Genomic DNA, 20,992 nt, shown 5'->3' with positions numbered 1-20,992 from the left:
GGCGCCTGCTGTTCCTCCCCACGATGTCGGAACAACAGAAGGGTCATTCCGTTGAGACGCATGACTGCCTTACGCGCGGGTCTTGCCGCCACCCTGGTCGTCGGAGCCTGGGCGACTGCAGGTCTCGCCTCCGCCTCGGCTGTGAACTCTCCGTCCGCAAACTCTCCGTCCACTGTTTCCCGTTCCGATGCCGCCGAGGCGCCGGCGTCCGACGGGCTGATTTCTGCCATGCGCAGGGACCTCGGTCTGACGGAAAGCCAGGCCAAGGCGCGTCTGGCCGCCGAGAAGACGGCAACGGTCGTAGAGGGCGCAGCGCGACGGGCCGCCGGTACGGCGTACGCCGGTTCCTGGTTCGACCCGGACCAGGGAAGGCTCACCGTGGCCGTCACCGACGCCGGGAGGGTAGACGCCGTGGGTGCGGCGGGCGCGGACGTCCGGCTGGTGAGTCACAGTGCACGGCAGCTCGACGCGACCAAGGCGCGGCTCGACGCACTGTCCGCGCCGGACGGCGTCAGCAGTTGGCACGTCGACCCGAAAGCCAACCGGGTCGTCGTGAGCGTGGTCTCGTCCGCTCAGGGTGACAACGATGTCCGAGAGTTTGTCGAACGGGCTCGCGAGGCCGGCCCCGTCCTGGTGAAGCAGACCCCCGAGGCGCCCAGGACCTTCTCCGCCGGGACCGTGGGCGGGGATCCGTACTACACGGGCAACGTCCGGTGTTCCATCGGCTTCTCCGTCCATGGCGGCTTCGTCACCGCAGGACACTGTGGCCGGGCGGGCGCCGCGGTCAACGGTTGGGACGGCTCGGCCATCGGCAACTTCCAGGGATCGTCCTTCCCCGGTGACGACTACGCCTGGGTCGGTGTCGGCAACGGCTGGTGGACCGTACCTGTGGTCCTTGGCTGGGGTACGGTCTCCGACCAGCTGGTCCGGGGCTCGGCGGAGGCGCCCATAGGTGCTTCCGTCTGCCGCTCCGGTTCCACGTCCCATTGGCACTGCGGAAACGTACTGGCCAAGAACGAGACCGTGAACTACAGCCAAGGCGCGGTCTACCAGATGACGAAGACGAGCGTCTGCGCCGAGCCGGGTGACTCCGGCGGATCCTTCATCAGCGGAGACCAGGCGCAAGGAGTCACTTCGGGCGGCTGGGGCGATTGCAGCGGCGGTGGAGAGACCTGGCACCAGCCGATCAACGAGATATTGAACCGGTACGGGCTGACACTGCACACCGCCTGACCGCACGAGGGCCGGCCGGACGGTGTTCCGGCCGGCCCTCCGCGCGGGACCTGTCGCGACCGGGCATTCTTCGTTCCGGGCGACAGGCCTGCCCGCGGCCGAGGGCCCGCCCGGGCGCGTGACAAGGCGGCGCGGGGCGCCACACGATGCCGCAGTCGGAACGAGGGTGTGTTCATGCCGGGCCGGGTGCCGTAAGGGCATCGAGGCGACGACCGCTCGCCGGGACTCGGACGAATCGGGGCCACCGGCCCGAGTGCGGAAGCGGAGACCGTCGGAAGACCGGGTCGGATCGCCCGCGCAACAGCCAGGGTGGCGACAGTGGCCGGCGCGGGTGGACGGGAAACGGCGTACGCCGGGCATGCCGCGCGGTTATTCCCTGTCCGTGAAGAAGAAGCACCGAGTCAGGTCGGCCGCGCTCATGTTCTGCGTGTTCGCGGTGTTCGCCTGCGCCACCTCGATCACCGGGCGTGAGCTGCCGGGGAGCGCACATGCGTGTGGGGCGACGCCAGCGTCTTCGCCTTCATCGTGCTGATCGCGTACTTCGCGACCCTCGGCGACCACACCCCCGATGACTCGACGAGCTTCTGAGACGCGGCGTGAATGTTTCCCTCCTCCGCCTCGCGATCCACGGCGCCGAACGCCGCTCGCTGATCCGGCCTGATGTAAACGAAGGGTCCCTGACGCGGTGTCGTGCATGCGCTTGCGGATGCGCTCCGTGCTGCGCTGGTTCGATGGTGTCGGACGGTGAGTGAAGTGCATCGGACGTGAGGCAGTCGCCACGTTCGCACAGCCGGTTCTCGACGCAATCGCTGTCCGGACGGCAGCCGACAATCCCGCGGCGGACTCGGTGTGGATCTGCGACCGCGTTTTGCCCTCCCATGGATCGTCCGTGGCGCCCCTTCGTTGCGTGGCCGAGTTTTCGCAGTGGTTGTCCAGGCAGTCGTTGCAGGTCGGGGCGTGGGTGGCGGGAGTTCGGAGTGGTGGTGTGACGCACTTTCGGGGGGTGTCAAAGACAGACACGCGGGCGTGGGGGTGACCGGGAATCAGGAAGTCGCCCGGTCGGACCAACGTTTCATCAACTCACCTGCTGTGGGGCAAAGTTGGGTATTAATAATATTATCGGGATATAGCATTTGGCGTACTTCTTGTCCCTCGATCGGCGATTCGAGCCTCCTTGCCAATGCATCCGAAATGACAGGTATGTGGACCGTAAGTACGTTCAATCACAGGTCGACTGCTCAGTCGGCCTCTCTGAGACAGGAGAAGTGACATGGTTACCCGTTCCACCGTTGTTACCGCCGCGGTAGCGGCAGCGGCGGCCCTGGCCGCCACCGGCATCACCTACGCGTCGGCCGCCACCTCCGAGCCGGCCCAGGCCGCCCCCGTCATCCAGCAGGCCGCCGCCCCCGTTTCGGCCCTCAACGGCGGCGACGCCGGCAAGGGCAACGAGAGCAAGGGCAACGAGGGCAAGGGCAACGAGGGCAGGGGCGAAGAGGGTCGTGGCTACGAGCGCCGTGGCTACGAGGGGCGGCGCTACGAGGGCCGGATCCACATCAACGAGCGCACCTACTCCGACGAGCGGGGCGGCTGCATCACCGTGGTCAGCGGCCTCGGCTCCAAGAGCCTCAACATCCGCAACGACAGCCGCCGGACCGTCGAGGTCTTCCGCGGGGCCACCTGCGACAACGGTGCCCCCATCGCCACCGTCGGACCTCACAGCTCCAGCGACGGCGTCTTCCCGGGCCACGTCCGGGGCGGCGTCCACGTCCGCGACGGTGTCGTGGGCAGCTTCCGGGTGATCGACCACCGCCGCGAGGGCGGCAAGTGGTAACCGAGTCACTCGCCTGACACGGAACCCCGGCCCGCCGGAATCGGGCCGGGGTTCCCGCCCGGACACCCGTCCGGACCCCCACACCCGACCAGCACCCTATGACGCACAGCACCTGCCACGCCGAACCGGAAGCCGGACGGCGAGGCGTCGCCTGTCAGGCCGCAGCAGCCGAACCGGCTACCTGCCTCCGGCTCGCGGAACTGGACAGGCACCCCTCGGTAGGGCCCGGCGACCTGGGCGGCATGACGTGGCAACGGCGCGGCAGACGCCGTCCACGTCCCGGCCGCCCCGGACACCGGTCACCTCACGACCGGTCACGGGCCCTCCCGAGCCGGAGCCCGAACCCACACCCCGACACGCGTGTTGCCATCCGGGGTCCAGGCTCCGGTGATCAGCCCCCAGGAACAGACGCGGTCGCTCAGAACGAGCGTCTTCGCGGCTCGGTCCGACGGAGATTCAGTTTCGGCGGGTCGACCCTTTTGCGCCACCGGAGAGCGGTGACGACGTGGATAGTGCGTCGCGGTCGCTCATGAACCGAACCGAACCGAACCGAACCGAACCGAACCGAGCCCCGCAACGCGGTCGGCATCCGACACCGTGGACGTCGAGGCCGCTGACTCCTCGGCTCAGGAACCGGACTCGGCAGGCCGGGCGGAGCCCAGCGCGGCACGGGTCTCCGTGACGAGCACCCGTGCCTGGGCCACCGTCGCGGCGAGCGATTCGGCGGTCTCGCCGGGAGCCCCCAGCAGGCGACGGACCCGTCGGCCGAAGTCGGTCGGTGCCGCCGACAGCGTCTCGGCGACGGCCAGAGCGCCCTTCTCGTTGAGGCACCAACGCCGATCCTCGGCGAACAACGCCTGGACCAGGACTCCGAAGGCCCGGGAGATGCAGAGCGAAACATGGAGCGTGTCCGCCCGTGCCGCCCCCTTCGTCGCGATGTCGACGAGGAACTCCGCCTCCCAGGCTCCCGCCCTCAACGCCTCTCGCAGCGGCTCGGGGTAGGCGCCGCTCCGTCGCTGAAGGCTTGTCAACTCGCCCGTAGGGTCGGCCAGTACCTGACCCAGCGCCACCTCGCCGGCATAGCAGGGCGACCAGAATCCGAGGGGGTGCCCGGGTTGCACGCCTACCTCGAATCGGCCCTCGCGGCAGTCCGCCCACACCTGTTCGACTCGGTCCAGGTCCCGCAGAATCCAGTCCACCGCCACACCGTCCACCTGCAGCCACGCTCCGCCGTTGACCCAAGGTCCCCAGCCGCCCGGGCCCGCTACCTCCACATCGGGGCCGGCCAGCCTGCGCAACGCGGCGAGGTCGAGCCCGCCTCGGTAGTAGACGCCGAGATCCCAGTCCGATTCCGGCCGATGTTCTCCGCGCGCCCGGCTTCCGCCGAGCAGTACTCCGATGACACCGGGCACCTCGGTCAGACGGCAGGCCATGTCCTCGACGATCATCCGCATGGAGCGAGTCTCGCAGCCGACGCCGCGTCGGGTCGACCGTTCATGCAGTCGACCGTTTGCTCCGTCGGCTGTCGGATCCGGTCGTGAGTGGGCTCCGCGCGACCGGATCCGACGACCGTCGACCTCATGGGGCATCCGGCGCGTCCCACCTCGGTGGCTCGTTCCGGAAGATCACGACCTCGCAAGCCCCGCATCCGGACGGACTCGGGATCGTCCTGGCCCTGAATCGCCGCCGGAATTCGGGGCCGGCGGCCAGTCCGGGGCGTACGACCTCGACGGCGACGTACGGCCGCTGCGCGAAGCGACCTGATGGATGCGGTCCGTGCCATCCGCACCGAGAGGCCGCGACGTCGAGGCTGTGGTCGACTCCCGACCGCGTCCGCCCGTGGGGTGCGCTCCGGCGCGATGTGCGAGCGGCGGTCCGCTCGATCTCCCGCGCGGCGATCGCCGGGCGGCTTTCGCTTTTGTGCGGGACGGGGTCTTGACGCCAAGGAGGACTAGCTATTGGATGTGTGACCAATAGCTTGTTGGTCACGCGCCCAATAGTGTCGTGCGGCCGGTGGACCCGAGAGGCCTCGATGACGACGACGAACGACACCTCCTTCGTGAGGCCCTCCGGCGGACGCGGCGCCGAGCGCGCGGGACAGCTGGAAACCCGGGGCATCGGCCTGGTCCCGGAGGACGAGCGCGGCGGGCGGACACGCCAGCTGTTCGCGGTCTGGGCGGCGCCGAACGTGAGTTACCTGAGCTTCGTCGTCGGCGCCACGCTGATCCTCATGGGGCTCACGCTCCCGCAGTCGCTCGGCGTGATCCTCGTCGGGAATCTGCTCTGGATCTGTACGGGCATCGTCGCGGCGAGCGGTCCTGCCGCGGGAACGAGCGGGTCGGTCATTTCTCGCGCGATGTACGGGGTCGTGGGGAACAAGATCGTGCTCGTCCTGACCGGTTGGCTGATAGCCGCCGCCTACCTCGCCCTGAACTGGTCGGCCGCCTCGGTCGCCGGCATCGGTCTGGCCGGCCGGTTCGGCCTGCCGGACGACTCGGTCACCGACGCGGTCGTCATCTGTGTGATCGCCGGGGGAACGCTGCTCATCGCGATCTTCGGACACGCGACGATCGTTCGTCTCTACACCGCACTCAGCGTCCTCCTGACGATGGTGTTCGTCGTTGTCACGGGGTACGTGCTCGATGCGGCCGACTGGTCCTACGCTCCGGCCGAGCCGCTCAGGGGGACCGCACTCGCCGCGGCACTCGGTACGGGTCTCGCGATCATCGCCTCCACGCCGCTCTCGTACAGCAACAGCCCGGATCTTGCCCGATACCTGCCCCGTGACAGCAGCCCGGTCGCCGTTGCCGGATGGACCGCGTTCGGCGCGTACCTGCCGAGCACCGTCTTCACCGTCGTCGGAGCGCTCGCGGCGACCAGTCTCGACATGAGCGACCCGGAAGCCGCACTGGAGAGCGTCCTGCCCGGCTGGTTCATCCCCGTCTTCGTCATCGCGGTCGTCGTCAACACCATGACGAACAACGGCATGACGGCCTACAGTGCCAGTCTGTCCATCCAGTCGGTCGGCGTCCGCCTCGCGCGCATCCCGGCGGTCCTGATCATCGGTGTCCTCGGCACGGCCATGACGCTGTACGCGATCCTCGTCTTCGACTTCCTCACCAGCGTCAACACCATGCTCCAACTCGTGGTTGTCGTGACCGGCCCGGCCATGGCGGTGGCGGTGACCGACCTGGTCCTGCGGCGCAACCGCTACAGCGGGACCGATCTGCTCGGCCAGCAGCGGGGTGGCCCGTTCTGGTACCACCGCGGCGTCCACTGGGCCGGAGTCCTCGCGCTCCTCGTCGGTGGTCTTACGTCCGCGATGTGGGTGAACACCAGTTTCTGGACCGGCCCGATCGCCCATGCGCTGGGCGGCATCGACCTGGCGATCCCGTCCGGCATGATTGCCGCGGCGGCGGTCTACTGGGCGATGACCCGCGCCCTTCGAAGCATCCCGCGCATCTGACGCGCACCCTTCGACCGATTCCACGGGCCGGGCGTCGCGCTGCGAGGCGCCCCGCCGACGAGCCCCCGTGCCCGCCGAACCCGCACACCGGACGCAGCAGGACCAGAAGGAACCCCCAGTGCACGCCGACGTCATCGCACTCGCGCACCATGTCGAACATCTGGCCGCTGACACCGCCGGTCCGCCCGCCGACACGGTCGCGATCGCCGACGGCCGGATCATCGCCGTCGGCACCGCGGCGGACCTCGAACCGCTGCGTGGCCCAGGCACGGCCGTCCACGACTTCGCGGGCGCCGTGATCCTGCCCGGCCTCACCGACGTCCATGCCCACCCCGTATGGGGGTCGATCTCGACCGGCAGTGGTGTGGACCTGTCCGGCGCCACCACTCTCGGCCAGGTGCTCGCACGGTTGGCCGCAGCCGCGAACACGCGGTCGACGGACGAGTGGATCACCGGATACGACCTCGACGTGAACGTGTTCGACGGCGACCCGACCGGCATCGTGTTCGCGGAGCACTTCCCCGGACGGCCGATCTCCTTGATGACGAGCGACGCGCACGCTCTCGTCGTGAGCCCCCGCGCCGTGGAGATCGTCGGCCTGACCGGCCGTGAGACGTTCACCGACGCCTCGTCGATCGAAGTCGGCCCGGACGGCCGCCCGACGGGACTCGTGGTCGAGCTCCAAGCCATGGACCTGGTATTCGACCACTATCCCGAAGTGCCGCTGGACACCGCCGCCCAGTACGTGCGCCACCAATTGGAACGCCTCGCGCGCAGCGGTCTCACCGGCCTGCACGCGCTCGACTTCTCCGACCCCTCCGAAGCGGTGTACCGGCACATCGAGGAACACGGGGACCTGCCGCTGCGCATCCGCTGCTCTCCGCTGGTACCGGCCGATTCGCCGCCGGACGTCTGGCAGCGCATCGCCGACCTCCAGGGCCGCAGGGGGCGGCGCTGGCACGTCGAGGGCGCGAAGTTCATGCTCGACGGGACCGCGGACAACGGCACAGCATGGTTCGACCACCCGGACATCCACGGCGAGAACCGAGAGCCCCTGTGGCGCGACACCGACGCATACCGCGCCGCGATACGGTTCTTCACCGAGCGCGGCATCCCGACCGCGACCCACGCGATCGGTGACCGGGCCGTCCGGTTCGCGCTCGACGTCATCGAGGAAGTCGGCCCGGGTGCCCGTGCCCCGCACCGCATCGAGCACATCGAGTCCATCCCCGACGACCTGCTGCGCAGGTTCGCGGAACTCGACGTCGTCGCAAGCCTCCAGCCCGTGCACGCGACCCGGCACACGCGCGCCGACGGCACCGACAACTGGTCGCGGCGTATCGGGCCCGACCGCGTCGCCCACGGCTGGCGCACCCGCGACCTCCTGGACCACGGCGCCGTCGTGGCCCTCGGCTCCGACTGGCCCATCGGCCCCGGCGATCCGCGCATCGGCCTGGCCGACTGCCAGTTGCGCCGCCCGGTCGAGGAGCCGTACACGGCACCCGTCCAGCCCGGGCAGGCGATCTCCGCACGCGAGGCCTACACCGGCATGACCGCCGCGGCGGCGTACGCCGCCGGAGCGTCCGCCGAACTCGGACGGATCGCGCCCGGCTGCCTCGCCGACCTCACCGTGTTCGCGGCCAATCCGCTCGACCTCGCCCCTGAAGCACAGCCCGGCAATGCCGTCCTCGCGACGGTCGTCGGCGGTGCGGTACAGCTCCATACGAACACCGCGAAAGGACGCTCGTGACCGCGACGTCAATTCCCCGCCCCCACCACCGCCACCATGTCGAGGCCGCCGCCGCCGACCCGTACGACCGCGGTGTCGCCCGAGGTGAGCAACTGCGTGACGGCATTCCCGCCGCGATCGACGCGTACGACCGGCTCTTCGCCCTCGGCTCCATCACCCCCGCCCGGGTACGCGAGGATGCGGAGCGCGGCCTCGACGCGATCGGGAGGTTCCGTCCAGGAGCGCGGGCCGAGATCGACGGCATCGCCCACGGGTCCGGCGCCGACCCGTGGCGCATCGGGGCCCTCAACGCGCGCACCGAGATCCTGGCCCGCAGTGCCACCGTGCCGCCCGGCGAATGCACGACGATCGTGCGCCGCGCCGCTGGAGACGGCCGTTCGGTGCCACGCACCTTCGGCGTCCAGACCTGGGACTGGCACATCGAACTCAGCTCCCTGTGGCACACGTTGGAGGTACGGGGAGGCCGCCACGACTTCGTCGGCCTCACCGAGGACGGCATCCTCGGCAAGATCGGCGTCAACAGCGCCGGTCTGGCCCTGCACTTCAACATCCTCGGGCATGTTCGCGACAGCATCGGCGGCATCCCCGTGCACGTGCTCGCGGCGATCGTCCTCGAAGAAGCAGACAGTGTCGCCGAGGCCGTGGAGATCGTCCGCAGCGCGCCGCTGGCATCGTCCGGTTCGTTCGCGCTCTTCGACGAGACGGACGCCGTCCTTCTCGACCTGAGTCCGGTCGGCGTGTTCTCCGTGCAGACCGAACAGGGCATGCTGCTGCGCACCAACCACTTCCTGACGCCCGACCCCGCCGCGGACGAGAAGTCATGGCTCTACCAGCCCGATTCGGGAGAACGATACGACTTCGTGCGTGCACGTCTCGCGCGCACGGAGCCGCCGGCCACGCCCGACGACCTCGCGGGCTGTCTCGTGACACGCGACGGTGAGCCACCGGTCACCTGCCTGCCCGACCTGGACAAACCGCTCGGTCAGCGCTGGGCAAGCCTCGCGACCGTCACCCTCGAACCCTCGACGCGCACCGCCAGGATCCTCGACGGCACACCCGCCGACATGGGTTCGCGCGACTGGCGTACGCTCACCGCCGGATGACGCGGCGCCGTCGCGGCGCAACCGGTGCGGGTGGCTTCGCGGGCGGGCGTGACCGCGAGTGCCCGGGGTGTCGTCACAGGGCGGCGACCCCGTCGGCGTCGCACGACACCCCACCGAGCCACCGCAAGGTCAGGAGAGCGCCGGCATGAACCATCACCACGCCCCCGGTGGAACGGCGATACCGCTGGTCGATCGGGGCGCCGACGGCGATTGCGCCTCGTCCGTCACGGGGCGTGACACGTAGAGCGTGGTGTGGAAGTAACCGTCGCTCTCCTTGCCGCGCGGATCCTCACCGGCTGCGACGACCGCGTTGACCGCGTACTGCTGCTCCTGCGGGCCGGTGAAGCGGCGCTGCGGGAAGGTGTGCCCGGAGGCCTTTTCGGTGATGAGGCCGTACTCCTTCAGACAGTCGGCGACGGGCTGGTAGGAGCCGGTGCGCAGTACGAACGCAGCGACCCGCACGGGCCCCCGAACGTTCTCCAGGACAGGCCGGAAGGTACGTTGCGAAAGAAAGCTGGCTCCGCCGGTGACGGTGATCAGGCAGGTGTCCCGTACGGCCTGACGCAGGGCTGGGCCGGCCGGAGCGGCCTCCAGGTTCTCGGCAAAACCGTCGTCCAGCAGGCCCACGGCACGAGCGTAGAAGACGGCACGGGGCGCGGCGTCGAGCCCGACGACGCGAACCGCGTCCGAACGCCGATGAGCCGCGTAGAACGCCCTGTCCCACTCGATCAACTCGGCGGTGGTCATCGTGGTGGCATGCGGGGACGTGTAGTGGGTGTACAGGTCGTTCCAGGTGAGGTGATGGTTGAGCAGAGCGGCGTTGAAGCCGTACGAACAGCAGATGTCCAGCACCGTGGCCGGGCCTGCCGCGTCCTTCGAGGATCCGCATGTATCGAGCATGTGCCGGAACACGCCCTGCGCGTGGTGAGGGGTCTGGTACTCCCAGGGCCCCAGCACACGGAAGTACGCGCGCGGGTCGGGCTGGTCGTAGGTGTCGTCGAACGGGGTCATGCTCCCGGCGGCGGAGTGGGCCTCATCCGGGGCGGCGCCGACCACGAGCGGTTGCGGGTCCTTCGGCTGCGCAGGAGGCATCACATGTCCCGTCCTCTCGGTCAGAACCCGTGTTCCTGAACAAGTCAACGCCCCACTCCGCTCGCTGGGAACAGGGCGGGCACGAAACCAGCCAGGTGTCGTTCGCGAGATCCGCGTCACCGACGCGGGCAGCAGTCGTCCCCGCCGCCCGCGCGGTGGCGTTCGTCCTCGACGGCCGAGCCCGGTCCCTTCCTCGCGCAAAGGCCCCGGCACTCTCCGGTACGCGGGTGTGCTGGTGCCCGCCCGGGACCTATTCCAGCGCCAGCAGCGTTTCCTCCTGCACGGGTGCGGCAGGCACTCTCGGCGCACTGATCTCCAGGGTCCACAGGCCGGGGGGTACGACCGCGGTGGCGCGAAAGACGCCCTCCGCGGTGGGCAGCAGACGCCAGGCTTCGTCGGTGGGAGTTCCGTCGGGGGCGATCAGAGTCGCTTCCAGCAGCAGCCCGTCGTGTTCGGAGACCGCCTCGATGGTGAAGGGTTCACCGGCCCGTACCACCTCGGGCACCTCGATGCCGAAGGAGACTCCGGAGGACTGGTACGGGCGCACGTCGAGGGCGTCGAACCGGTCGCGCAACTGGCCGTGCAGGAGCTCGTCGTTGGCCAGGGCCGTGTGGCCGCGCGGGTACCAGTCCATGTGTGCCGTGTCGGGCCACTCGGGTGGGGTGGCCGACAGGCACCACACGGTTCCGTCTCCCTGCCAGCGGTCGTCGCCCTCGAACCGGTCGTGATAGCGGGTCTCACCGCCGGACAGGCTCAGCGAGATGTCGGTCGGCATCCCGCGGCCTCCGGCCGCGAACACCCGGTAGGCCGGCCCGGTGCCGGCGGCGCGGTCGGCGGCCGCGTTCTTGCGGACGTGCTCGTCGAGCGTGCTCCTGAAGGCGAAGGCACGGCGGACCATCTCGGTGTCCAGGCCGGGGATGTCGACGGTGTCCAGGCGGGTACCGTCGGGGTGGCCGGTCACGCACTGGTAGGTGGGCAGGAGTTCGTGGACGGACGGCATGCTGCGGGCTGCGCGCAGGAGTCCTTCGCGCAGCCGCCCGGGCAGGTTCAGCACCCTGCGGCGCGGCAGGGTGTCGGTCAGCGCCTGGACCGCCTTGACCGCACCGGCGTACGGGGTGCCGATCGTCACCATCGAGCGGGCGATCTCCCGGCCTCCGAGGACCTCCAGGTAGTACCGGGCCACCAGGCCGCCCATGGAGTGGCAGACGAACACCGCCCTGGGCTCCTCGACGGCGCCCGCGGCCCTGCGCTCCTCGCGCCATCGGCCCAGCTCGCGTTCGGTGAACTCCGCCAGGCGCTGCGCGGAGACCTGGTTGGACAGCCGCCAGTCGTAAGGGAAGGTGACGATGCGCTGGTCGCGTTGGGCGGCGAAATAGCGGGCCAGGCGCTTGTAGGCGACGTGCGGCATGAGTCCGGGCCAGGTGCGTGGTTCCACCAGCAGCCCGGCAGGCCGAAGGGCGTGCTCGCCGTCGGGTTCGGCGCTGCCGAGCCCGTCCGGCAGGGCGATCCGGTCGAAGTACCGTTCGGTTCCGAGCAGCACGCTGCCCGCCACGCCGAAGGTGAGCCTCCAGACGTCCTCGCCCCCGTTCCCGCCCGTGTCCCCGTCCGGGGTCCGCAGGATGCTGCCGAGGATTCCCGGTACGAAGATCACCAGGTCGTGCGCCATAGACGTGCGTTCCTTCCGGTGAGACAGGACGAAGCCGACCGAGGTCAGTCGGGGTCGGTGAGGCGGAGGAGGTCCATGCGGTCGAGGCCGACGGCGGCGACGTGGAGCCCGGAGCGCGCGGGGGCGGCAAAGACTCCGTGTACCGCGTAGCCGCGGTCCGGGATGCGGCGCGCGGGCTTGCCGGGGCTGTCGATGGACCAGGTGTGGATCTCGCGGGTTCGGGAGGCGGCCACCAGGACGGTTCGGCCCGAGGCCGTCGTCTCGAAGGCGAGGGAGTGGACGTTCGAAGGTGCGTCGGGCAGCGCTGGGTGGGCGCTCCGGACGTCCGGCGTGAACAGGGAGATCCCCGTAGAGGTGGCCACCGCGAACCAGGGCCGCTCGTCGGCGTCGTAGCTGCCGGCGAGGGCGTGGGCGGCCCCGCCGGTGAACCGGAAACGTCGACCGGGCAGTCCGGGCCGCAGCTCCGGCCAGATCCAGAGCGAGTCGCCCGCCGTGGCGGCCAGGTGGGGGAGGGATCCCGGGGCCGTGACGACGACGAGGTGTTCCACCAGGCCCGTGGTGACGTAGTGGTCAGGCAGGGACTGTCGCTCCAGGACGTCCCATCGGCGGATACGACGGTCGTCGGCGGCGAACACCGACAGAGCCGCGCTGTCCCGGTGCAGGACGACGGAGCCGAGACTCGTATCGCGTTCGCGGTCCGGAACGGCCAGGGCGTACGTACGGCCCGACCGGTTGCCCGCGGTCCGTGCGGAATCCAGCTCCCGGACCCGGACACAGGGCCCCAGGGTGTCGTCCCGGCCGCTGACGGCGAGCCAGAGGCCGGTGGCGGGCTCCGCGTGCAGCGCGACGCCTCCGACGCGGCCGAGAGCCGGCTCGTCGTGCAGGTGCTCGCCGTCGAGGTCCCAGACGCGGGTTGCCGTCCCGGAGGCGAGGACGACCGCGCCAGTGCCGTCGGGTCGTGCCGCCACGGCGCCCACGTGCCGTCGGCCGGGGACCGGCAGCCCGGTCCGCGGGTGCGGTGCGGCCATCTGCGCGGGCGGATCCCAGACCCTCACCCGGACACCGTCGGCCACGGCGACCTGACCACTGTCGTCGGAGCGGAACACGAGCGAGGTCGGCCGGGTCCGATGGCCGGTCAGGGGCGGGAGTTCACTGCCGTCGGCCAGGCTCCAGACCCGGGCGGCTCCGCCGTCCAGGGCCGCTACCAGTGACCGCCCGCCGCCCCGGCCGAGCGCCACAGCGAGCCCCGAGCGATGGCGCAGTCCGGCGGCGAACACCTGACATGCCGTGAAGTCCCCGTCCGCCGCCGTGATCCGCCACACCCGCAGGTCGGGCGGTCCGGTGCACAGCCCGGCGACCAGAACGCCCGCCGCGCCCCCGGCCGAGTCCTGCGCCACGGCCAGCGCTTCGCACCGGCCGCCATCCGCGCCGAAGGCCAGCCGCTTCCGGTGCGTCCGCACATCCCACACCACGCAACCGCCGTCACCGCCCGCGATGACCATCAGTTCCGGGCCGGCCTCGGCGCTGAGCTCTGCGACCGCCACGGCGAGTGCCGTGTCGCGCTGGGTGGTTTGCTGTTGTGGCCAGTTCAGGAAGCCGAGGTGTCGGGGCTTGTTCTCCGTCCACTCCCAGATTCCGACCTGGGTGCCGACGGCGGCCACGACGATCTCCCGGTCCTGGTCCGCGCCCACCGCGACTCCGCCGACCCGTGCTCCCCACCCGAGCGGGCGGACCGTCTCGGCCGGGTCCGCGGGCCAGATCAGTACCCGTTCGGTGTCGGCCGCGACGGCGGCGATCGTGCTGTCCGCCCTGGCCGGAACGGCCAGGGCGTGCAAGCGGTTGACACGGTGTCCGGCAGCGACCGGGGTGAACCGGCGAAGCAGTTCCGGGCGCCCGCTCGCCAAGGGCCACTGCCATACCTGGTCGCCGGACCCGAGGACGGTGTCCTCGGGCGCCGGTGTGCAGGCGAGGGCGCGGACGTCGCCGTAGGGGGTGCGCAGTTCCCTGTACGAGGTCTCGGGGGCGGCGGTGGTCCACAGGTCCTGCCACGGCAGGACCATGGAGCGTGAGGCCCAGGCCAGCAGTCGCGGGTCGTGGCGCACGGCGGCGGCACGTAGCAGTGCGGCCCGCTGGAACGGGGTCCTGCCGAGCAGCTCCTCGGCGACGCGGCGGTAGAGGATGGTGTACGGAGTGGGCGGGAACGCGGGCTGATCGAGCAGAGGGATGAGCCGGGCGGGGTCGGCACGGAACATGAAGTCGGCGTTCTCGACGAGTTCGTCGAGCCGTCCCGCGGCCGCCGCGTGAGAGGCGGCGTTGCGGGCGATGTAGCTGTTGGTGTCGGGCCGCTCGTGGTACAGCTTCTCGTGCACCCGCAACAGGACGTCGGTCATGGTGGAGTGCAGGTCGGCGGCGGTCGCGGTGGCGCGGACGCCGTCGATGAGATGCTGGATCAGGGCCTTGTGATAGAGCCGGTACACCTGCTGACCGTCATCACCGTCGACATCGATGTGTGCGCCGGCGACCCGCAGGATGCGGGGGATGTCGTCACGGGTGTAGTGGTGGCCGGTTCCGCAGCGCTTGGCGAGGGCGTTGGCCGTGTCCAGCCAAATGCCGTCCTCGTCGGGCAGGCCCGCGCCCTGGGCGAGAGCGAGCGGAAGGAGCAGCCCGTCGGGCCGGCCGGGCAGGGTGTCGGAAATCTCGCCCGATTCGCCGAGGGCCGCGCCCATGTAGCGCAGTTCCATGGCGAAGACCTCGTCGAGACCGGAGACCAGGAGGGCCCGGAAGGCGGGGTGCCCGGGTGGATGTGGGGCATCGAGGCGGGTGAGGGCGCTGCAGTAGAAGCGGGCGGCGAGGAACACGCCCTGGCTGCGGTCGACGACGGCCTCGGTGACGGCCCGCAGCAGGTCCAGCGGGACGGTGCCGCCGGCGTAGGGCGAGGAGGGCTCGGTCAGCCGCCGGTTCACGTAGGCGGCCACGTCCCTGTCACGGTCCGGGTCCTGGTCGAGCTGGAGCAGGCCGGCTGCGTCGTGGATGAGGGGATGTTGGTTGCTTCGCGCGTCCTCGCGGGTCCCGATGAGGATTTTGACCCTGTTGTGTTCGAGGAGCGGGGTGAGGACATCCGTGATGATCGAGTCCAGGTCGCTGTCGTCCGCTTCGTCGAGGCCGTCGACGATCAGGCCGGTCCGGGGGCGTTCCGCGCATTCGGTCGCCAGCGTTCCGACGGCCTGGCGGGTGTCGGTCCATCCGGCGGTGTCCAGGCCGAGCTGTGTGCCGATCTCGCGGGCGCAGCTCAGGCTGCTGCGGCCCCGGCAGCCGATGACGGCATCGATCGCGCCGACCAGGTCGGTCCGCAGCCGGGCGGGCAGGTGGTTGTGTCGGGCGGAGTCCTCAAGAGTCATGAGCGCTACTTGGCCGAGGAACGCCGATTTTCCGCTGCCGGGGCCCCCTTTGACGACCATGACCCCGTTGTGGTGGGCGGATCCGAGCCAGCGGGCCACCCGGTCGAGCGGATCGCGGCGGCCGACGAACCGTTCGTCGTCGGCCTCCAGTCGCAGCCCGCCGAGCCGCCTGTGGGGCGTCGGCGCCGCGCTGGCCGCAGACCGGGGCGGGGCGTCGGCCACGAAATGGGGGTTGGTGAAGAACTTCGCGAGGCGCTCTCCCCCGTAGAGCCGGGCTGTCTGCATCTTGCCGGTGGCGGTGAGGTGTTCGGAGACGGCTTCCATGACGGCGGCCGCGTCCACGGCGTCAGAGTACGGACTCCACAGGGGGCGGCCCCGGCGGAAGGCGTGGTCCGGATTCCCGCACACCTCGGCCCAACCGTCCAGCCAGACGCCGACCTGGGCCCGACTCGCCCGCGCGGAGGTGCCGGGCAGCGCGGCGCCGGCCGCCGTGCCCACGCAGCCGATGCTGCGGGTCGACGCGGGTGCGCCACCGGGCACCGGTGGGGTACCCAGGGTGCGTTCGGCATGCCGCACGGCGTCGTCCGCCCGCTGCGCGACGTCCTGGGCGAAGCAGGTGTCGACGATGACGAGGATGTCGCCCTTCATCTCGACGACGTGCCAGCCGAGATCTTCGCCGGTCAGGGCGCCGCTGGTGCCGTCGGGGTTGCCCCAGTCCCGGCAGAGCAGCAGGGTGCGGCCGCTCTGGTGGCCGTGGCCGATCCAGTAGATGAGTTTGCGGTCGGTGGTCGCGGTGCGGATCGCGGCCAGGCCCTTCTCGATGTCGGCCTTGCTGCCGGTGATGACGGGACCGCCGGGTGTGAAGCCCAGGGTGTCGGCCAGCCGCCAGAACCGGTCGACGACGCCGCCGAGTTCGGGCAGGGTGGGGGAACCCTGGATCTGCTCGGGATGGTCGTACACGTCCACGCACACGACGTACGCCGCACCGCGATCCGGTATGCGCCCCACCGACGGCTCCCCCCTGAAGATTCCCGATGTTGCCCGAGGCAGGGGCGGTGTGCAACTGTCAACTCCCCTTTGTCACCCAGGGAGTGAGGGTTCTCGTGTCCGACCGCGACCTGTTCCGTATCGGCCCGCTCAGGACGCCGTACCACGTCTACGAGGGCGATGGGACGCGGCCCATCAAGGAGGACAACGTCCGCGTCTACTTCGATCCGGAGACCTTCGTACATGTGCCGGAGGAGGTGCTGCGCTGGCGCCAGGAGATCGAGGACGAGCAGCGCACGCAGGCCGTCTCCGGTGCCCCTCGGCGCTGGAACCACCCGCGTTTCGCACTGGAGACGATCGCGGTCACCCGCAGCGACGAGTACGAGGACCCGATCGTCGAACTGCGCTTCTCTCCCACGGACTACTTCACCTTCCTGGCCTCGCAGCAGTTGGACCGCAGCCTGGAGGAGGGGAAGGGGGCCGGGCGGACTCTGCGCGAGCACTACCTCGACGGGGCCGACCCGGTCACCGTGAACGGCTTCCTGTCCAGCAGTTTCGGGGCGAACGTCATCGTGATCACGGGGAAGGACAACAAGATGTTGTTCTCCCGGCGCAGCGCGACCGTGGGCGGCAATGCCGGCCGGTGGAACTCCTCCGCCAATGAGGGACTTTCCGGAAAGCATGATCTCAAGGACGGGGTCCCGGACCTGTTCGGGGCGGCCCGCCGGGCATTGCGCGAGGAACTGGCCGTACAGGAGGAGGACATCTCCGGTGTGGAGCTGCTGTCCTTCGGGATGGACACCCAGCGGCACCAGTGGGCCGGTTGTTTCCGGGCGGTGCTGGCGGACCTGGGTGAGGACGACCTGCGGGACCGCTGGAGCCATGGTGTGGAGGACAAGTGGGAACACAGCGAGTACGCGTTCGTGCCGGCCGAGCCGGAGCCGGTGCTCGACTTCCTGCTCGACCCGGAGCGGATCGATCTGTGGTCGGCGGCCTCGCCCAGCTTCTTCTACCACGCGATGGTCCGCACGATGGTGGAGCGGACCGGAAGTCCCGGAGCGGGCCGCTCCGCGGTCGAGCGCGCAATCGCCCCGGCCGTGGCGCGGGCCGCGGCCAAGGGGCCGAACGACGTATAGCGCCGCGTCCATGAGCCTGTCCTGTCTGCCAGGCGTGGGTCCCGGACGGTGGTTCGCGGTACCGCCGGCCCCGGTGGTTCGGGGTGCGGGTGCTCATCCCAGCCTCCTTTCCGGTATCCACGCTGCGTCGAAACTCGAACTCGAACTCCGACTCAGCTTCCGTGACATGCGCGCGGTGGGCGACAGCCTGCAGGCGCATGAGCAGCCGGTGATGACCGGAGTCGTCGGCCCGGGCGAGTACGTCGAGGACACGTTTGCGGACGACGCCCGGCGCGGCGATCTTGTCCTCCACATCGCTGAGCTTGCGGACGACGACCCGTGCGCTCGTGGGACGGACGGGAGCTTCGGCGATGTCCTGTTCGAGGCAGGGCAGGAAGTCACGGACGTCATGTGCGGTGAGGCCGAGCGGGAACAGCAGGCCATGTGCCCACCAGCGTGATCGCCGACTCGTCGTACTCCCGGTATCCGGTCGGTGCCCCGCCGGGGGTGGAGCGGGCATGCCCGGGACGCCGACTCTCACCCTGGCGTCAAGGTCGGGGAAGGGGGACGGAACAGGCATCACAGCCGGTGAGCGTACGTGGACGACTGCGACAACGCGGCGAGCGTGCGCGCCAGGCGTCGCACGGCAGACGGCTGTTCGAAGAAACGGCTCGGCCCCCAACACGTTCTGCGGTTCCGTCGAGCGTGTGCCGGACCGTGGACCCGGGCCTTCGGCCTGTCGAGGAGAGCGAAGGATCGGATCGCCCCGCTCATGAGCGACTCACGGACGCGCCGGCAGCGAAGCGGGACCGTTCATCGGCTTCGAGGGCGCCCGGCGTGGCGCGTCGCGGAAGCCGACGCGAGGGTCCGCGGAGGACTCCCCTCCTTCGCCGACCGCGCCTAACCTGCATGTATGGCCATGGGGGATGAACTGCTCCTGCTCGCGACAGTCCCGGGCAGGCGACGTGTACGGATACGGGCCGATGACCGGCTCCGGTTCGCTCTGCGGGCATCGGAGTTGGTGGATCTGGGCCTGGCCGGACGGATCACGGTCAGCCCCCGGCGGATCGAGGTGACGGACTCGCGACGCGTCGAGGACCGTCGTCTCAACAATGTTCTGCGCAGTCTGGGTGCGGCTGCTCCACCACCGAACCTCAAGGAATGGCTGCGCCAGACACCGCGCTCCCTCACCCTCGAGTATCTCTCCCGGCTCGAGGACCAGAAGGCGGTCCGGGTCCGCCGCCGGCGCGAGCCCGGCGGCCGTACCCGCCACGACATTCTCTCCGTCGACCTGCAGCGCCGCCGGGCGCTGCAGGCCCGTCTCGACGGCGTGGTCCGCGCGGGCTCCGCAACGCCGAAGGCCGCCCGCGACGTATCCCTCGCCCTGCTCGTCCAGGCTGCGGGCCTCGCCGCTGCGGCCTACCCGGGCCTGCGGGGGATCGCCGACCGTCGCCGTCTGGCAGCCCTCGGCGCACCCGGCCACCTCACGCCCACCACCGCCGGAACAGCCGCGGAAGCCGGTGAGGAAATCGCCACAGCACTGACCAGCGGCGCAGACGCCCTCACCCGCCGACTCCTCGGCGAGCTGAGCGACCTCTACGCCGACTTCACCACCGGGGGCCACGGCCTCGCCCACGACTTGGACGCGGGTGGTTGGTCCGGGGGAGGAGCCGACAGCGGTCATCACAGCGGCGGGCACGGGGACGGCGGGCACGGCGGCTGGTGACACGACAACCGGGAGTCGAACGAATGGCGTCGGAGCGCGCCGTGGTCTTCCAGGACGTCTGCTGAGCGATCGTTCGCCCGCGTGGTGGTCGTCCTCGGTGACTGGGCGCGTTCCGTGGGCCTCCGGGTACCGGCTACGCTGTGCGCCGGCGCCGCACCGTCTGCCGGATCACGGTGGGGACGAATCCCACTCCGACGCTGAACACGGCTGCTCCTGCGGCCAGCAGAGTCGTCCGCCTGGGCCAGGTCGCGCCGGTCAGTTCCAGATGGGACGAGGGATATTCGGAGAACTTCGCCGTGACCAGGGCCGAACGGACGTCGCTGTGCGCGGCGAGGTCGCGCAGGACCGGGTCGAAACCGAATTCCCCCTCACGCCGTCCCCCGCCCGGCAACTCCACGGCCAGTCCGTTGCTGCGCGCCCAGGTGCGCAGCGGCGTGTCCACGGCCGAGGTGTCTGCAACGCCGGGCACCACGAAGCGGTCCACCCCATGGGCGCCTCCGCGTGCCGTCTCGGCGATCAGGACCAGGCCGTGACGGGTGATGACGGTGTCGCGTGCCCCGAGCACCACCGTTCGCGCGGTGAAGGAAACCCCGGCGTAGCCTTCGAAGGCCGCAGCCGCGTCGATCTCGCCCACGCCGTCGACCAGGCCGATGCCCACGGTGGGCCGCAGCCAGGGGAATGCGGCGTTGAGCGCGTAGGGCACGTCGCCGATGGCCAGCCGGTTGGCCGGGATCGCGGTCGGCCCGTCCGGGGTCCAGCCCGGATACGACAGCCTCTTCCCGATGCGGGCGGCCTCGTCCTTGCCCGCCAGTTCCTCCACCACCCGCAAGGCGCCGACGGTGCCGGAGGTGATGCCTGCGGTGGTGGTCACCCGTCCGTCCTCGACGTACCGCTGACCGCGCTTCCAGTGCACCTGCGGGTACTGGCGTTTCAGGGAGCTGATGCCGGACCAGAACGAGGTCGCGTCGTGGCCGTCCAGCAGGCCGGAGGCGGCCAGGAGTTCCGAGCCGGCGCACACACCGAGGACGCGCGTGCCCCTGTGATGGCGTTCGGCGATCCACCGGCGGGTCCGGGCCTCCTTGGCGTCGGCCGGGTCGGTCACCGCGGGCACGACCATCACATCGGGTTCCGGCAGTGTGCCGCGCTCCACTTCTGTCAACGTGTGATCGGGAAGCAGGTGTGCTCCGCCGGACAACGGGGAGACACGGCGTTCTGCCGCCACGGTGTAGACGAAGAACTTCTCCGACTCGGCGAACACCTGATAGGGCGCCAGGACGTCGGTTGCCACGGAGCCCTCGTTGCTGATCACCACTGCCACCGTGATGCGGTCCTTCGGCACGGGCCGGGCGGCAGGCCACGACCGCGTGGCGGATGCGGCAGGAGCGGGCGCGAAGCTGTCCGCCATGGACGCACTCACTCCGGCGAAGACGATCCCGGCGAACGACGCCATGGACAGGACCAGGCCGGCCAGGACCCAGCCGGTACGGCGGACGGCCTTACGGCCCTTACTCATCTCGGAATTCACCTCGGGCAAGACATACCTCCATAATTCGGGCACGTGGTGGTAGTGCTGTGCACTCGTGGTCCACAGCAGGGGAAAGGGAAGAGGGAGGACGGGCAAGGCC

General features: G+C 70.3%; 13 protein-coding genes. 8 read left to right on the top strand and 5 right to left on the bottom strand.

The window, feature by feature from the left end; all coding sequences use genetic code 11:
• The first annotated feature begins 60 nt into the window (after positions 1 to 60).
• A complete protein-coding gene (locus tag ACIRP2_RS20400) occupies positions 61 to 1,233 on the top strand; it encodes a S1 family peptidase (RefSeq protein WP_404252151.1) in 1,173 nt (390 codons plus the stop codon).
• 1,270 nt (positions 1,234 to 2,503) lie between these two features.
• Complete coding sequence (locus tag ACIRP2_RS20395) at positions 2,504 to 3,064, top strand: hypothetical protein (RefSeq protein WP_404252149.1); 561 nt, start codon at positions 2,504 to 2,506, stop codon at positions 3,062 to 3,064.
• 626 nt (positions 3,065 to 3,690) lie between these two features.
• On the opposite strand, the gene ACIRP2_RS20390 is transcribed toward ACIRP2_RS20395, so the two are convergent.
• Positions 3,691 to 4,518, bottom strand: coding sequence for a nucleotidyltransferase domain-containing protein (locus ACIRP2_RS20390; protein ID WP_404252147.1), 828 nt, complete (start codon positions 4,516 to 4,518; stop codon positions 3,691 to 3,693).
• A gap of 578 nt (positions 4,519 to 5,096) precedes the next feature.
• Between ACIRP2_RS20390 and ACIRP2_RS20385 the strand changes: the two genes are divergently transcribed.
• From ACIRP2_RS20385 to ACIRP2_RS20375, 3 genes are all read left to right on the top strand, one after another.
• Positions 5,097 to 6,530: a purine-cytosine permease family protein gene (locus ACIRP2_RS20385; protein WP_404252145.1), complete on the top strand. Its 1,434-nt coding sequence runs from the start codon at positions 5,097 to 5,099 to the stop codon at positions 6,528 to 6,530.
• Between the two features lie 118 nt (positions 6,531 to 6,648).
• Positions 6,649 to 8,280, top strand: a complete 1,632-nt coding sequence (locus tag ACIRP2_RS20380; RefSeq protein ID WP_404252143.1) for an amidohydrolase — start codon at positions 6,649 to 6,651, stop codon at positions 8,278 to 8,280.
• The gene (locus tag ACIRP2_RS20375) at positions 8,277 to 9,383 is read left to right on the top strand and encodes a C45 family autoproteolytic acyltransferase/hydolase (protein ID WP_404252141.1); all 1,107 of its coding nucleotides are present in this window, start codon (positions 8,277 to 8,279) and stop codon (positions 9,381 to 9,383) included. The genes ACIRP2_RS20380 and ACIRP2_RS20375 overlap by 4 nt, the downstream gene beginning before the upstream one ends.
• Positions 9,384 to 9,536: 153 nt before the next feature.
• Here the strand turns inward: ACIRP2_RS20375 and ACIRP2_RS20370 are convergent, their stop codons facing one another.
• From ACIRP2_RS20370 to ACIRP2_RS20360, 3 genes are all read right to left on the bottom strand, one after another.
• A complete protein-coding gene (locus tag ACIRP2_RS20370) occupies positions 9,537 to 10,475 on the bottom strand; it encodes a hypothetical protein (RefSeq protein WP_404252139.1) in 939 nt (312 codons plus the stop codon).
• A 250-nt stretch (positions 10,476 to 10,725) separates the two neighbouring features.
• On the bottom strand, positions 10,726 to 12,141 hold the full coding sequence (locus ACIRP2_RS20365; protein ID WP_404252137.1) for an esterase/lipase family protein: 1,416 nt from the start codon (positions 12,139 to 12,141) through the stop codon (positions 10,726 to 10,728).
• Positions 12,142 to 12,185: 44 nt separating this feature from the next.
• Positions 12,186 to 16,547, bottom strand: a complete 4,362-nt coding sequence (locus ACIRP2_RS20360) for a WD40 repeat domain-containing protein (RefSeq protein WP_404252135.1) — start codon at positions 16,545 to 16,547, stop codon at positions 12,186 to 12,188.
• A gap of 95 nt (positions 16,548 to 16,642) precedes the next feature.
• Here ACIRP2_RS20360 and ACIRP2_RS20355 point away from each other — a divergent pair, with 95 nt between their 5' ends.
• The 3 genes from ACIRP2_RS20355 to ACIRP2_RS20345 all read left to right on the top strand — a co-directional run bounded on the left by ACIRP2_RS20355 (position 16,643) and on the right by ACIRP2_RS20345 (position 19,367).
• The gene (locus ACIRP2_RS20355; RefSeq protein WP_404252133.1) at positions 16,643 to 17,662 is read left to right on the top strand and encodes a translation initiation factor 2; all 1,020 of its coding nucleotides are present in this window, start codon (positions 16,643 to 16,645) and stop codon (positions 17,660 to 17,662) included.
• A gap of 166 nt (positions 17,663 to 17,828) precedes the next feature.
• Entirely contained in the window at positions 17,829 to 18,101 is a 273-nt protein-coding gene (locus ACIRP2_RS20350) for a hypothetical protein (RefSeq protein WP_404252131.1), read from the top strand.
• Between the two features lie 453 nt (positions 18,102 to 18,554).
• Positions 18,555 to 19,367 (top strand): GPP34 family phosphoprotein, encoded by an 813-nt coding sequence (locus ACIRP2_RS20345; protein ID WP_404252129.1) that lies wholly within the window; start codon positions 18,555 to 18,557, stop codon positions 19,365 to 19,367.
• 133 nt (positions 19,368 to 19,500) lie between these two features.
• Here ACIRP2_RS20345 and ACIRP2_RS20340 read toward each other — a convergent pair whose 3' ends face one another.
• Positions 19,501 to 20,880: a DJ-1/PfpI family protein gene (locus tag ACIRP2_RS20340; RefSeq protein WP_404252127.1), complete on the bottom strand. Its 1,380-nt coding sequence runs from the start codon at positions 20,878 to 20,880 to the stop codon at positions 19,501 to 19,503.
• Positions 20,881 to 20,992: the final 112 nt, after the last annotated feature.

Source organism: Streptomyces sp. NPDC101194 (assembly GCF_044767885.1).
Lineage (GTDB): Bacteria > Actinomycetota > Actinomycetes > Streptomycetales > Streptomycetaceae > Streptomyces.
This window is presented reverse-complemented; position numbering and strand designations above follow the sequence as displayed.